Here is a 15,184-nt window from a genome sequence, read left to right on the forward strand (position 1 = left end):
TTTTCGACACTAAAACGCGACATTTAACGTATTACTACTCCCCCTCGCCATTTTGTACCAGCGCCGCAGGCATCGCGCATTAAGGAGATCGGCATGACGGGACGCCTACACGTACAGCGCCTATCGCTCGCCCGCCTTGCGCCAGACCTGAAGAGCACCGAGCCACTCATTGAGTCGCCCAATCTAGCCCCGCGTCAACCTGTGTCGGCCTTCCGCCTTGAGCAGGGGCGCTTAACACACACGCCACTGTTTTGGGGGCTGACGCCGCCGTGGCTCAAAGTGCTCGACCACGCCCCCCACTGCGCGCGGGCGGAAACACTGAGCAAGCGGGCCATGTTTCACGAGGCCTTTAGCGCCCGGCGCTGCGTAATTCCGGTCAGCGGCTTTTACGTCTGGAAGCCCCAGGCCCGCAGCAAACAGCCGTTTCTGGTCACCCAGGTGAATCGTGCGCCGCTGCTGCTAGGCGCGCTATGGTGCCGTTATCACACCACGTTAACTACGTTTGCCGACTCAACAGCGCTGATCAGTGTGCCCGCCAACGCTTGCTTATCGTCGCTCACCGACCGTCTACCGGTGATCATTCCACCGGAAGCGCTGACGCAATGGTTAGACCCCAGCACTGATTTATCGTCGCTAACACCACTATTGATACCGGCACCGCTGGAACTGTTGGGCGCTTTTCCGGTATCAAAGCATGTTAATAACCCTGCCTACCAGTCACCCTCTTGCGCACACCCCACAGGGCCGATGCTGCGCTGGACCGTGTCACAGGAGCCGTAATGTTACGACCTACTTACGCTATTCCGCCCCGCCTCAAGGCGCGGCGTGCCGTTCTCGGCCTGACCATCAGCCTGCTCTGGATAGCCGCCCCCAGCGCATGGGCGGAAGAGAGCCCGGTGGCAGATGTGACCATCCCCAAGGTGAGCCCGTTTGATGACCGCGACTACCGCGTTTTAACGCTCGAAAACGGCCTGCAGGCGCTATTAGTGAGCGACCCGGAGGCTGATAAAGCCGCCGCCTCCATGAACGTGCGGGTCGGCAGCGCCCAGGACCCAGACGACCTGCAGGGGCTGGCGCACTTTTTGGAACATATGCTGTTCTTGGGCACCGAACCCTACCCGCAATCGGATGCCTACCAGCAATATATTTCCGACAACGCAGGCTCTCATAACGCCTTCACGGCCCAGCAGGACACCAACTACTTTTTCGATATTGAGCCTTCAGCACTGCCCGGCGCACTAGACCGCTTTAGCGAGTTTTTCCTCTCGCCGCTGTTTAATGCTGACCACTTGGAGAGCGAGCGCAATATCGTTCACTCCGAGTACATGGCGCGTATTCGCGATGAATCACGCCGCGAGAACGATGTGCTAAACCAGTTACTCAACCCTGACAATCCCACTACAGGGTTTGCGGTGGGCAGCCGAGACACGCTAGCCGACCCAGAAGGCGAGGCAACGCTGCGCGAGCGGGTGATCGAGTTCTACCACCGCTACTACGATGCCAACGTGATGAACTTGGCGGTGGTAGCTCCCCAACCGCTGGACGAGCTGGAAGCCCTAGTGGTGGAGCGGTTTGCCGATATTCCCGATCATGATTTGAGCGCCCCCACCATTGATGCACCGCTGATCGACCCCGACACGCTGCCGCGCTACGTAGAGCGACAATCGCTGCAGGATCGTCGCCAACTGCGTTTCTATTTCCCGATTCCCGACCCTACCGACGAGTATCGCACCAAGCCAACTCAGCTCATTGCGCATTTACTGGGCGATGAGGGTGACGGTAGCCTGCTGGCCGTGCTGCGTGAGGCGGGCCTAGCCGACGGGCTCTCAGCGGGTGTGGGCCGCGGTGATGGCAATGAAGCACTATTTACCGTCTCCATTAGCCTGACGCCCGCAGGTGCCGAACGCCTTGACGACATCGAAGCCACGCTGTTTGCCGCGATCGAGCAGATTCGCGCCGACGGGCTGGCCGAGTGGCGCTACGACGAGCAGAAAAGCCTTAGCGAGCAGGCATTTCGCTTTCAGCAGCACGGCGCCCCCCAGCAAGAGGCCACCCGCCTAGCCATGAGCCTTTCGCGCTACCCGGTGGAGGACGTGCAGTACGCCGCGTACCGGATGGACGGCATGGACAGTGAACGCCAGCAGCGCTACTTGGACGCACTGACTCAGGACAACATGCTACGTTTTTACTCTGCACCGGATGTCGAAAGCGACACCGTATCGCCGTGGTTTAACACCCAGTGGAAAGAGCAGCCGCCGACCGCCACCGGCCAGGCGCTGAGCGGCTTAGCCTTACCAGAACCTAACCCCTTTATTGCCAGCGACCTCACCCTTCAGGGGGGCCAGGATGAGCAGCCTACTGCCTTGATTGAGACGCCTACGTTTACCACTTGGCACATGCAGGACAGCCGTTTTAATACGCCCAGCGTCGAGTGGCGGGTGAGTTTGCAGCACCCCAGCGCCAGCTACTCGGCGGAAGAAGCGGTGCTCACGCGCTTGCTGGCAGGCTGGCTGAACGACAGCCTTAATGAGCCGCTCTACCCCGCGCGGATCGCCGGGCAGTCGTTTAGCGCTTACGCCCATGCGCGCGGTATGACGCTGTCGTTTTCTGGCTGGCGTGATGGTCAAACACCGCTGATCGAGCAAGCCATTGAACAGCTTCAGCAGGCGGATATCTCTACCGGTGCGTTTGAGCGGGTGCGCTATCAGCTACAGCGGGAGTGGCGTAACGCCCCTCAAGCATCGCTCACCGGCCAGGCAAGCCGCGCACTAGGTGAAGCACTACTGACGCCGCAGTGGTCCACTGCTGAACTACTGGAAGCGAGCCAGCGGCTAGAGAAGCGCCATTTGGAGAATTTCCGTCGGCGCTTCTTGGATGATTTGTACATCGACGCCATGGCGGTGGGCAACCTGAACGCCGAGCAGGCGCAGGAACAGGCTAACCTGATTCGCGGTGCGCTTACGCCACGTTTGACACGCGACGACATTCCTCCGCTGACACCGCTAGAAGTCAGTAGTGAGTCGGAAATACTGCATCCTCACAGCACTCGCGAAGAGTCGCTGGTGCTACGCTATCTGCAGGGGCGCGATACCAGCGTTGAGGAGCAGGCGCGCTTGAGCGTGCTAGCCCAGTGGCTAGACACGCCGTTCTACCAGCAGTTACGCACTGAAGAGCAACTAGGTTATATCGTCAATGCGGGCTATTCACCGATGCTGGAAGCCCCGGGCATTAGTCTGATCGTACAGTCGCCGGATGTGGATAGCAGCACCATTGCCGAGCGCATGGATGCTTTTATGGAAGCCGCAGAAGCGCGTCTTAACACACTAAGCAATGGCGAACTGGCTGCCCACCGTCAAGCGGTTCACGACCGCCTGAACCAACGGGACACTAGCCTGCCAAGCATGACCAACCGCTATTGGCAGGCCACCGCGCTCGATGAGGTGCGCTTTGACCGCCGCGAGCAGTTAGCAGCCCTTGCTTTGGACGTAAGCGTTGAGGAGCTCCAATCGCTATGGCCAGAACTTCTATCACGCCAGCTGGATATTCGCTTCAATCCCGGCGACTCGCCCAGCGACATCGCGACCTACCGTGAAGCGCGCACGCCGTTCGACGCGCGCTAACCCCACCGCCAGCTCAGGCATCAAATGCCTGGGCTGGCATCATGGCCTCAACAAACATCACCAACTCTTCGAGTATCTGGCGCTCTCGGTCTGTTAGCGCTTGCTGATTATAACGCTCGATTTCCCGGGCAAATGCTTTAAGCGTAAAACCCGATAGCGCGGGATCGTTCATGCGCATCCAGCGAAACGCCTCCCACTGCTCGCGCTCTTCACCCTCCAGGGTGTCGGGGTAGCTGCGGGCGCGAAAGCGAAACAGCATCTCTTCCAGGCGTGGGTCTTGAAAGGCGAAGCGCTGCCCCACTAAGTCCCAGGGGTCCATGGCCAGCACTCGCTCCATCTGCTGACGGTCAGCGGCAGAGAAAAAACTGCCGGAGTAGAGCATTAAGTCAGGGTCTTGAGGCGACTCTTCGTAGCCGCCACTGAACACCTCGGCCACCTTCTGCGCTAAACCGCTAGCCTCACGTAGGGTTTTCCAGTGCCCTCGGCAGGCGGCAATATCGATGCCTAGACGCGCGACAATCGCGCCGTACTCACCTTTCTGCTCGCCCTCAACATCTTTCAACACCTTGGCTGGAAAGATTACCGGGCAGCGGTTGATATGAATGACTTTGAGCGGAATGCGCGCCTCCCCTTCAGAGAGATCCTGCTGGCTGACGAACACCCGCTCACGAATCTGCTCGGCGCTGAGCGCCAGTAAATCGCCGGGGTCGACGCTTAAATCGTAAACGATCACCCCGTTGGGGTTCGTGGGGTGCTCCGCCAGCGGCATCACCAGCGCGCTACAGCCTCGGCTGGCAGGATAGCGGCGGGAAATATGCAGCAGCGGCTTGGCACTGGGCAGGTCCAGCTGCTTGGCCACCGCGCGCTTGCCGCGCAGGCCAAGCAGGTAATCGAACAGTTTAGGGTTACGCGCTTTCAACAGCCGCGCCAGCGCGATGGTGGCGCGCACATCTGACACCGCGTCGTGGGCGCCCTCATGGGCAATGCCATTCGCAGCGGTGAGGTGCTCCAGTTTAAAGCTGGGAGCGCCATCTTCCCGCAGCGGCCACTCAATACCCTCTGGGCGCAGCGCATAGAACGCCCGCACCACGTCGATTAAATCCCATCGGGAGTTGCCGTTTTGCCACTCGCGGGCATAGGGATCAAGCAGGTTGCGATAAAACAGATGGCGGGAGACTTCATCATCAAAACGCAGGCTGTTGTAGCCTGCCACGCAGGTGCCGGGCTCGCTCATGGCGCTCTGCACCTGACGGGCGAACTCGGCTTCGGGAAGCCCACGACGCTGCGCTTTTTGAGGCGTGATGCCGGTAATCAGGCAAGCGGAGGGGTGCGGCAAATAATCATCGGCGGGCTTACAGTACAGCTCGATAGGGTCGCCGATTTCGTTGAGGTCGGCATCGGTGCGTAATGCAGCAAACTGAGCGGGCCGATCGCGACGCGGATCGGCACCAAAGGTCTCATAATCGTGCCAGAGAAAACTGGCAGGGGCGGCATTCGGTGGCGCCATGGATGCAAACTCCCTTGAGCGTGACAGCCCACCCATGCGCCGAGGCATCATTCGCTGGATGGGAACAAAAGCCCAAGCCTAGCACACCCGCGACGCTTCCCGCCGCCCCTCTAAGCGCTCCTTAACGTTTAGCTTTTAGGCAGCGTGACGTTAAGCTCAAGCACCGAACAGTTATCTTCGCTATCCAGCGAAATTTGAATGGCGTCGTCATCCACATGCACATAACGACGGATCACTTCGAGCAGTTCGCGCTCAAGCAGCGGCATGTAGTCAGGCTGACCACGTTGGCTACGCTGATGCGCCACGATGATTTGTAATCGTTCTTTGGCCACCGAGGCGGATTTCTTGCGCTCACGCTTCAAGAACTCCAACAGTTTCATCGACGACTACCCCCAAACATCCTGCTCAGTAGACTTTTACGCTGCATTTCATGGAAGCGCAGCGGCATCTCCTCACCTAGCAGGCGCGAAACGGTATCAGTGTAGGCTTGGCCCGCGTCACTTGAAGCATCGTGAGTGACCGGAACACCCTGGTTAGACGCACGCAACACCGCTTCTGATTCGGGGATCAGGCCGAGCAGATCAATTGCCAGAATCTCACGGATATCGTCCAGGGTCAGCATATCGCCTGACGTCACGCGGGCTGGGTTATAGCGGGTAATCAGCAGGTGCTCTTTCACCGGATCTAAGCTCTGCTCAGCACGCTGGGTTTTCGAACCTAGCAGCCCCAGAATACGATCAGAGTCACGCACGGAAGAGACTTCCGGGTTAGTCACGACAATCGCTTCGTCGGCGTAGTACATAGCCAGCTGCGCGCCACGCTCAATCCCCGCGGGCGAATCGCATAAAATATAGTCAAAATCACCTTTAAGCTGTTCAAGAACTTTCTCGACGCCCTCTTGGGTTAAGGCGTCTTTATCCCGGGTTTGCGAGGCGGGGAGAATAAACAGATTTTCGACACGTTTATCACGGATCAGCGCCTGGTTTAGCCCGGCCTCTCCTTGAATCACATTGACGAGGTCGTACACCACCCGGCGTTCGCAGCCCATAATCAAATCTAGGTTGCGCAGGCCTACGTCGAAATCAATGACGACCGTCTTTTTGCCACGTAGCGCAAGCCCCGTCGAAATCGCTGCGGCGCTAGTGGTTTTACCGACCCCCCCTTTACCTGAGGTCACAACAATAATTTTGGCCAAGAGTCACTTCCTTCTTGAAGTCGTTCATTGCGAGCACGATTACGTTGCGCTACGCGCATAACGGGAACATCAATGTCATCAAAACAGCACACTGTAACGGATAGCGGCCGTGGCGTCGCTAGGCATGAAGCATTAACCGCCTCTCAGCCAAGCGGCTTACCCCAACGGCTTAATTTCCAGCTGCTCTTTTATGAAATGGACTTCTGCAGCGCGCCCTAAAAGCTGCGAGTCGATATCTTCCAGCCGCTTATAGTTACCCGCTACAGATAAAAGCTCTGCTTCCAGTTCGCGGCAGTAAATGCCCGCCTGGGTATTGCCATGAATACCCGCCAGCGCGCGCCCGCGCAGGGCACCATAAACATGAATACTGCCAGCGGCGAGCACTTCAGCACCGGCATTAACCGCACCGATTACAATCAGGTCGCTACCTGCAGCGCTGACCTGCTGGCCGGAACGCACTGTCCCCCGGTAAAGCCGAGTGGTTACGGAAACGGCAGTAGCGGGTTTAATGTCATCATCTTCTGGCTCGTTCAACGGAGCGACAGTCTCCAACGCTCGTGCGCGCCCCTCTTCAACTGGCGCGAACCAGCCAAGCCCCAGCGCCCATGCCGATTGGCGAATCGGCTCAGCACCACCACGTACGGCCACGGGTAACAGCTTGTGGTCGCGGCATACGGCGCAAATCCGCTCTAACGCAAGGTGGGGCTCATCGAGTTTTTCCACGCTAAGCACAACGGGTGTATGCTGAAAGAAAGCGGGAGATTGCGACAGTTTGCCAGCAAGCTGCCGCCGGATACGCTCCGGGTCAGCGCTCGTTAACTCCATGACGGTCATCGGCAGCATGCCGCCCTTGAAGGTAAAGGCTACGTCGGCGCTGTTGGCGTTGAGGCTCATGGCCGAACTCCATGTCATGTTCAGGTAAGATAAGGGTAGCGCAATCTCGCGCTTTGCGTTGTGAATCGCTGGAAAACCCACAGCGCTACGACAAAGCTAAGCGACAGCGACGAGGACTGCAACCGCCTGCTCATCGATGTCTTATTTTTTTCACGTTACGCACCTCTTAGCAGGATGATCCATGCACGGACTGTTACGACGCCTGTTCGCTCCTCGGTGGCAACACCCCGATCCCGAGGTGCGCCGCAAGGCACTCCATCAGCTTGACCCTCAGCAAACAGAGCAGCGGGAGGCCCTACACACTCTCGCCAACGATAGCGACAGCACTATTCAGTTAGCGGCGCTGCTCGCGCTTGACGATCTCAATGGCCTGCTTGTCGCCTATGAGCAGCACAGCCAGGACGAAGCATGGTTCAACGCCGTTTGCCAGCGGCTCACCGGGGCTGAGGGCCATGTAGACTTGCAGCAACGCCAAGCTCACGTGGAGAGCCTGACCGATCAACGACTGCTGAATACGATTGCCATGCAGGGCGATAACCTGGGGCTACGTCTCACCGCGCTAAAGCAGCTGACGAGTGAAGAAGACTGGGTGCAGCAGGCGTGTCATAACAGCGTCGCGGCGGTGCGTCATCAAGCAGCAGAGCGGGTCAACGACGAAGAGAACCTAAAGAGGCTGCTTAAAGAGGCGCGCCGTGACCGCCAGGTGGTTCGCTTCGCTAAAGAGAAGCTCACCCAGCTGCGTAACGATGCTGAATGGCTTGCAGAACAGCAGGCCCAACGGGAGCACCTGCTCACCCAGTTAGAGCAGCATGCCCGCGCCCCCTGGGAACCGCTTTACGGTGGCCGCTTCCGCCATTTAGAAAGAGAGTGGCAACACCTCAGTCATCCGCCCAGCGTTAGCCAGGAGCAGCGCTTTCATCAAGCGGTGCTGAGCTGCCGCAAAACGCTCCACGACCATGAAACTCAAGAGCAGGCCCGCCAGCAAAGCCTTGCCCGCCGCGCTGAAGCAGAAAACACCCGCGATCAGCTGCTAGAAGGGCTAGAAGAGACGCTAGAGGGGCTCACCCACGCCAACGAGCTGACCGCTCAGGACATTGACAGCCTGCGCGCTCAGCGCCAGCTCTTGGGCCAGCGCTGGCAGTCGCTCTCGGACCTTCACCCGCCGAATGAGGCCACCCAGCAGCGCTACAGCCAAGCGCTCAAGCAGTATGAGCAGAGCATGGAAGCCTGGCAGCGTTGGCAAACCGTGAGCCTTGCAGTAGAGCAAGCCTTGGTCAACAGCGATCACGACGGGCTAGCAGAGCACGTCGCCCAGTGCCGCTGGCCAGCGACGCTGACGGCCCCATCGCTGCTCGCTCAGGCGCAAAAGCAGCTTGCCACACAACATGCTCCGCCCCAGCAGCCAGACCTCTCCCTTAATGCGCTTAGCGCTGAGCTGGATAACTTTGAACACCTGTTAGAGCGTGGAGCATTTAAAAGTGCCAGCCGTTTACATCAGCGTTTAAAGCCCGCCATTGAAGCGCTGACAAGCGGCGATGCCAAACCGCTAAAAAGCCGCTTAAAGCACCTGGGTGCGCGGCTTGCCGAACTGCGCGACTGGCGCGGCTTTGTAGCAGGCCCTAAACGTGAGCAGCTCTGCGCCAGCATTGAGGCATTGGCAGACGATCCGTATATGGCGGAGTCTGCGCTTGACCGGCACCATCGCCAACTGGTGAAAGAGTGGAAAGCGCTTGGTGATGCGGCAGCGAACCGTGAGCAGTCAGCCCGCTTTCGAGCGGCCTCTGACCGGATCCATGAGCGCCTAGCGCCATGGCGTGCACAGCTTGACCAGGAACGAGAGGCCAACCTGCACGGCCGCGAAGCGCTGTGCGAGCAGCTGGAAACGCTGCTTGCTCAACCCGCTGAAGATGCCGACCCCGATATGCTGCGGGAAATTCGTGATAAAGCGCGCCACCAGTGGCGCCATTACTCCCCCGTGCCACGGGAGCACTCCGAGGCCATTGGCCGCCGTTTTGGGGCAATCCGTCACCGCCTGCAGGCGCTCATTGACCAGCGTGCTGAGCAGATCGCCGCACAAAAGCGTGAGCTGATTGGGCAAGTGCAAGCACTGCAAAACGATAGTGAACAGCCACTGGCAACGCGCATTACGCGCACCAAGCAGCTACAGCAGCAATGGCGCTCGTTAGGCCGCGCGCCCAAAGGGGAGGAGCAAGCACTATGGAAGACCTTCCGCAGCGCCTGCGACCAGCTGTTTGCTCAGCGCGACGCGCATAAGCACGAACAAGCCAACCGCCAGCAGCAAACGCTTGACCAACTGCAGGCCATTATTGATGAAATGGATGGCTGGCAACCTACCCAGGCAGATGAATCGGAGCGGCTAGATACCTACCTTGCCAGTATCAGCCAGCTAGAGCCTATGCCCCGCAATCGCCGTAGCGAAGGGATGCAGCGCCGCCTCAGTGGCATTGTGCGAGCCAAACGAGAGCGTTTAAGCCGCCTAGAAATTGTTGGCCAGGTGCAGCAGTGGCATGCGTTACTACCGCTAGTGAATGCGCACTTACATGCTGACCAGCAAGCGCTCAATGGTGAGGGCGCACAGGCCGTGGAGGCTACCAGCGAGATATCCATTGAGCTAACAGAGGCCTTCAACGAAGCACACCAGCAGCGCAATCACGCTCGCCTCTCTACCCCACTGCCACTTTCAAGTGAGCAACAGAGTGCGTTAGAAGAGCAGTTGGCACGCCTAAGAGTCCATCTTTCATTGCTCGCCTTAGGCAGCGTCAAACAGCGTGATGAACCACTGCGACTCGCCATTCAAGTTGAGCGCTTAAACAGCGGCATTCATACTGAGCGCAGTAAAGCGGATGAGCTGGACGAGGTACTGGTGGCGCTGTTGGCGCTAGGGCCAATGCCTCACAACTTATGGCTGCAAGAAGTCAATGAGCTGGATAACCTACTGAGCCGTTTGGCCCGCCCGCCCCAGCCATAACTCGCTTACACATAGCGCTAGCACACAAAGCAAACGGGAGGCGCATCGCCCCCCGTTTTTCGCTTTCTTTCTTGTGAAAAGATCGCTGGTGCTTAATGGTAGGGCTTAGCCCATAAACTGGCCGCCGTTAATATCAATGTTGGCACCTGTGATAAAGCCGGACTCTTTGTCGGCCAGGAACGTCACCAAACGACCAATCTCTTCTGGGGTGCCGTAGCGTTTTACCGGAATCGTCTCACGAATCGCTTCACGAACCTGCTCCGGAATTTTCATAATCATGTCGGTGGCGATATAGCCGGGGGAGACGGTATTCACGGTAATACCCTTCGTGGCCGTTTCCTGCGCCAACGACATGGTTAACCCGTGCATTCCCGCTTTGGCCGCTGCGTAGTTCACCTGACCAAACTGGCCTTTACGACCGTTGATGGATGAGATGTTAATAATGCGCCCATAGCCATTCTCCAGCATTCCCTCAATGACGCTACGGCAAGTATTGAAGACGCTATTAAGGTTAGTATCAATCACTTGATACCACTGCTCATAGGACATCTTTTTCATGGTGCCATCGCGGGTAATGCCTGCGCAGTTGACCAGCACGCTGATCGGCCCATGTTTTTCATGGATTTCGCGGGCACCTTCGAGACAGGCGTTATGGTCGGACAAATCAACACCCGATAATGCGATATTGTTATAGCCGTCGGCTTGCTGGGTTTCCAGCCAGATTTTGGCTTTGTCGGGATTATGGTACCCCGCCACCACCAGATAACCCGCATCTGCCAACGAACGACAAATTGCCGTTCCGATTCCACCAGTTCCACCAGTTACCCAGGCGACGGGGGCTTGATTGGCCATTGACTACCTCCCTGATAAGACAAATGGCTTGGACTTTAATCACTGTTATGGCGTCGCAAGCCACTCTGAATAAGCGCATTCGCGCTTCTTTCACTCACAGCACGCCGCTTGTTCTATTGGGCGACACACCGACAGTAAGCTTTTTGTTATGCTGATTGAAAGCATAGCTTTACTCTCTCAATGTTGCAGCACGATGAAGATGACTGCCAGCAAGAAAGCGATTTATATGAGGGGTTGACTTAGCGTCAAAAATGCGTAGAATACGCCACACGTTGATGCGGGGTGGAGCAGTCTGGTAGCTCGTCGGGCTCATAACCCGAAGGTCATCGGTTCAAATCCGGTCCCCGCTACCAATATTTTGAAAGGCAGATCAGTTACTTACTGATCTGCCTTTTTTGTTTTTGTTTGTCTGCAAACTTCCTGTGACACATCTGTGACGTATATGTGACACATTGGCTTTTTTCTCTTCCTCAGCAATTTTTTCCTACGACCTTCAGGCAACAAGCTGCCTCGTCTCTTTGCGCTTCTTATCTCTCCCTGTCGTCATCAAATTCGAGCAAATCCCCTACCCCGCAGTTGAATAATTTACGCTAGAAGCGTGTGCCTATGGCCTTGCCTACTTAGACCAACATGAGCCTGATATTGCGATGACCTTGCGCCATATCTGGACATGTGCTTCACCGGGTGCACGCTACGGCCAGCCAGCCGCCATGACACTCGCTCGTTATATTCGTGATGCAGACGGGCAGAGTGCAATGACAGATAACCAACAGCGTGCGTTTCGTAGCAAAAGCCAGTGGGGCTTTAGCCGGATTGGGCAAAACGTTTTCTGGCGGCCTGAGACGCCTATGTTGCAGGCACAATAGCGCTAGAGAGTAGAAGAATTAGCCTGCCGCCGACGCTAACGCGTGGCGGCTTTTTTTATGCCTTACTTCGTCTGTCTTACAAACCCTAGGCAGGTCTACTGCTCAAGCGGTAGTTCTCTTTTGACGGGATTTCTTCGCTGGCTTCATCGCCGCCCGCTCCGCTTTGATCCGCTCCAGCAACGCCTCCGCACTATTCTCCCCACTGATCAGTTCCGGGTTGTCCTTGCGCCATTGCTCGGTGAGTTCGCCCTGGAAGGCTTTGGCCAGGATGGACTGAGTGAGGTTGTTGACGCGGGCCAGGGCGTTGTTGACCTGCTGTTCGATACGGTCGGCGTGGGCGAAGAGTTGGTCTACTCGGCGGACGATTTCGGTTTGTTCTTCTAGAGGAGGAACTGGTAGAGCAATTTTCTTTGTTTTCGAGAGATTGATAAAGGCGAGAGCACTCCCACCAGTGGCAACCTTGTGTTGGGATAAGAAAAGCGAAGAGTCCATGAATACTTTCAAGTAAAGGTTGCTAACTTCTCTTGACGTCCTAATCAACGTGATTTGCGGATTTATATTGCCGTCGGTGATGCTGTCGGGAATAAGGTAGCTTATTGGGTCTAGGCCGTTTTTTTGAGAATCTCTTGCGCCTCTGTTAGGGAATATTATATCGCCGGGCTTAATTTGCGCCTTTTTTAATGCAGAATGCTTGTCTGGGCTAATGTGACGAAGCTTGTCTTTGATAATGTTGCCTGACGAACCTAATGCCGTCCCCGTTATAAATGGAATACCCTTTTCTTGCCATTCATGTTCTTTTGGGTAATCACCGCCGTAATTTCCATCCTGAATTTTTTCTGAAATTTCACCTAATGTTGCCAGTCTCCAGCTTTCTGGAAGCAATACTGTTTGTTTTAAGAAATCGAAATCTGATTCTACGCTGTTGCTCTTACTATGCGGTTTGTCCCGACACTCCTCCGTCAACCGCCCACTCACCGCCGCAGCCAGCACGGACTGGCGGAAGCGTTTGAGGATTTGTGGGATGCGTTCGAGGCGGGCTTTGGTGTTTTCCACCTGGGCCAGCAGGGTGTCGAGTTTGTCGGCGATGACTTTTTGTTCGGCGAGGGGGGGTACCGGCACCGAAAGGTTTTTCAGCTTTGTACCGTTAACGTTTGGCTGTCCGATTCCTGCACTGAAGTCCGTGATTTGGCGCCAGTAATATGGGGATTGGAAATAGTTGGCCAAAAATTCTATTGAGACACCTTCCAAGCAGCGGACGCGGATTAGATATGATGCATAAACAGATTCCGGAATCTCGCCTTTTAGAAGATAGCTTTTGCCAACGGTAGCGCCGGTCCTAGCAAAAACAAGATCGCTCGGTTTCAGTCTGTATTTACCAACTTTCTCGGGTTCTATTTTGCAGTTCGGAACGTTTGGCCAGTTCACAGTATTGTTTTGTATATCTGTGATGCGCAGAAGCTTTACCCCTGTTGGCTCAGAGGTTGCCGACGCAGTGTAACCATAGGAAATATCGGAAGATATCTCTCCAAGGTTGGCCAGTTGCCAATTTGCTGGAAGAAGTTGGCTTTGCATTACTTAACCTCACCCATCACTTCCCCCAAAAGCACCCTCGCCCCATCAGCCTCCTCCTCAGCCCCCAACTCCCGCATCAACGCATCCAGCTCCCCCAATGCCTGCACCAATTCCCCCATTGCCTCACCCGCCAACACACTCGGCTCCGGCAAATTGGCCGCATCCACACTGTCACTGTCCTTCAGCCAGGAAATATCCAGCGAGTCGCCCTTGTGCTCGGCAATCCACTGGCGGCTGAAGCTGCGCCAGCGGCTGTGTGCCAGGCGTGTGTCCACGCCTTCGTTTTCGTCGTTGTGCTCGGGCAGTTCGATGTCTTCGGAATGGAAGCTGTATTCGCCCTCTTTGCGCTCGCTGTCGCCGTTGGGGCTTTCCCCATACACGGCTTCAAACGGTTTCAGGTGCTGGTCACCAAAGGGTGTGCGTTTTCCGAAGCTGGGCATGTTGGTGCGCAGGTCATAGACCCAGACGTTTTCGGTGCAGTTCTCTTCCTGGTACTTGTCTGCCGCGCTGCCCTTGGTGAAGAACAGCACGTTGGTTTTCACGCCCTGGGCGTAGAAGATGCCGGTGGGCAGGCGCAGGATGGTGTGGAGGTTGCATTTGTTCATTAAATCCCGGCGCACGTCGGTACCTACGCCCGCTTCGAACAGTACGTTATCCGGCAGTACCACGGCGGCGCGGCCACCGGGTTTGAGGTTGCGGTAGATGTGTTGCAAAAAGGCCAGCTGTTTGTTGCTGGTTTTGTAGGTCAGGTCGTCCCGGGTGATGCTGGCGTCGCCGCCCTTGCTGGTGCCGAAGGGTGGGTTGGCCAGGATAACGTCTGCTTTGGCGAGGCTGGCACCGGTCTGGCCCAGGGCATTGCCCAGATGCACCACGCCTTCGGCATCCCCTTCCATGCCGTGCAGCAGGCAGTTCATCAGGGCCAGGCGGCGGGTGCCGGGCACCAGTTCTATGCCCACGTAGGCGCGGGTGGTCTGGAAGCGTTTTTGCTCGGCGGTCAGGTCATACAGGTCGTCAGTCTGGCTTTTGATGTATTCGTGGGCGGCGATCAGAAAGCCAGCCGTGCCCGCTGCCGGGTCCTGAATGATCTCCCCGGGCTGCGGTTTCAGGCAGCGCACCATGGTGTTGATCAAAGCGCGGGGGGTGAAGTACTGGCCGGCGCCGGATTTGGTTTCGTTGGCGTTCTTTTCCAGCAGGCCTTCGTACAGGTCGCCCAGGCCGTCTTTCTGGGCGCTGAACCAGTCGATCTGATCCAGGGTTTTGATCATCTGTTCCAGATGGCGCGGCTCCCGCAGGCGGGTCTGGGCATCGGCGTAGATGGCGCTGATCAGCGGGTCGTCGTGTACCAGCGTGCCGTCGCCATCCTTGCCGGTGGACAGACTGAGCAGGATGCGCTTGTAGTCGTTCAGCAGGTTGATGCCGGATTTGCCGTTAAGATCGGTCCAGCGGCAGCCTTCCGGCAGCGGGTGTTTTTTCAGGGTGCCGGCTTCGGTGTTCTCGTGCACCATTTTGATAAACAGCAGCAGCACCAGTTCGGTGACGTAGTCCGAGTAGTTGATGCCGTCGTCCCGCAGAACGTCGCAGAGGTTCCAGAGTTTCTGGACGATGTCGTTGTTGGTCATGGGTGATCCTTTGCCGGGCGCGCCGTCTTGGTCAGCGCCTCATGTATAAAAAATGCGGAAATCTTTGCAC

Annotated in this window: 10 protein-coding genes and 1 tRNA gene; 4 read left to right on the plus strand and 7 right to left on the minus strand. The window is 56.9% G+C overall.

Going from position 1 to position 15,184, the window contains the following annotated elements; all coding sequences use genetic code 11:
* Positions 1-93: 93 nt before the first annotated feature.
* Complete coding sequence (locus L1249_RS06290) at positions 94-780, plus strand: SOS response-associated peptidase (RefSeq protein ID WP_044629627.1); 687 nt, start codon at positions 94-96, stop codon at positions 778-780.
* Positions 780-3,620: an insulinase family protein gene (locus L1249_RS06295; RefSeq protein WP_235253455.1), complete on the plus strand. Its 2,841-nt coding sequence runs from the start codon at positions 780-782 to the stop codon at positions 3,618-3,620. The genes L1249_RS06290 and L1249_RS06295 overlap by 1 nt, the downstream gene beginning before the upstream one ends.
* Positions 3,621-3,633: 13 nt before the next feature.
* Here L1249_RS06295 and sbcB read toward each other — a convergent pair whose 3' ends face one another.
* From sbcB to minC, 4 genes are all read right to left on the minus strand, one after another.
* Entirely contained in the window at positions 3,634-5,127 is a 1,494-nt protein-coding gene (sbcB, locus tag L1249_RS06300) for an exodeoxyribonuclease I (RefSeq protein ID WP_172515356.1), read from the minus strand.
* Positions 5,128-5,255: 128 nt separating this feature from the next.
* Positions 5,256-5,507, minus strand: coding sequence for a cell division topological specificity factor MinE (minE, locus tag L1249_RS06305; protein WP_016915987.1), 252 nt, complete (start codon positions 5,505-5,507; stop codon positions 5,256-5,258).
* Positions 5,504-6,322, minus strand: a complete 819-nt coding sequence (gene minD / locus L1249_RS06310) for a septum site-determining protein MinD (RefSeq protein WP_062359492.1) — start codon at positions 6,320-6,322, stop codon at positions 5,504-5,506. Before minD ends, minE begins: the two co-directional genes overlap by 4 nt.
* A 156-nt stretch (positions 6,323-6,478) precedes the next feature.
* Positions 6,479-7,216 carry a septum site-determining protein MinC gene (minC, locus tag L1249_RS06315; protein ID WP_054640813.1) on the minus strand — a complete coding sequence of 246 codons (738 nt, stop codon included), beginning with the start codon at positions 7,214-7,216 and terminating at the stop codon, positions 6,479-6,481.
* 181 nt (positions 7,217-7,397) lie between these two features.
* Between minC and L1249_RS06320 the strand changes: the two genes are divergently transcribed.
* The gene (locus L1249_RS06320; RefSeq protein ID WP_235253456.1) at positions 7,398-10,205 is read left to right on the plus strand and encodes a DUF349 domain-containing protein; all 2,808 of its coding nucleotides are present in this window, start codon (positions 7,398-7,400) and stop codon (positions 10,203-10,205) included.
* Positions 10,206-10,310: 105 nt separating this feature from the next.
* Here L1249_RS06320 and phbB read toward each other — a convergent pair whose 3' ends face one another.
* Positions 10,311-11,057, minus strand: a complete 747-nt coding sequence (gene phbB / locus L1249_RS06325; RefSeq protein WP_062359496.1) for an acetoacetyl-CoA reductase — start codon at positions 11,055-11,057, stop codon at positions 10,311-10,313.
* A 276-nt stretch (positions 11,058-11,333) separates the two neighbouring features.
* Between phbB and L1249_RS06330 the strand changes: the two genes are divergently transcribed.
* A tRNA-Met gene (locus tag L1249_RS06330) sits at positions 11,334-11,410 on the plus strand.
* 615 nt (positions 11,411-12,025) lie between these two features.
* Here L1249_RS06330 and L1249_RS06335 read toward each other — a convergent pair.
* Together L1249_RS06335 and L1249_RS06340 are read right to left on the minus strand one after the other, a co-directional pair.
* Positions 12,026-13,495, minus strand: coding sequence for a restriction endonuclease subunit S (locus L1249_RS06335; protein WP_235253457.1), 1,470 nt, complete (start codon positions 13,493-13,495; stop codon positions 12,026-12,028).
* A complete protein-coding gene (locus tag L1249_RS06340) occupies positions 13,495-15,114 on the minus strand; it encodes a class I SAM-dependent DNA methyltransferase (protein WP_062359657.1) in 1,620 nt (539 codons plus the stop codon). The genes L1249_RS06335 and L1249_RS06340 overlap by 1 nt, the downstream gene beginning before the upstream one ends.
* Positions 15,115-15,184 lie beyond the last annotated feature (70 nt).

Origin of the sequence: Halomonas sp. Cn5-12 (assembly GCF_021532545.1) — a bacterium.
Taxonomy (GTDB): Bacteria; Pseudomonadota; Gammaproteobacteria; order Pseudomonadales; family Halomonadaceae; genus Vreelandella; species Vreelandella aquamarina.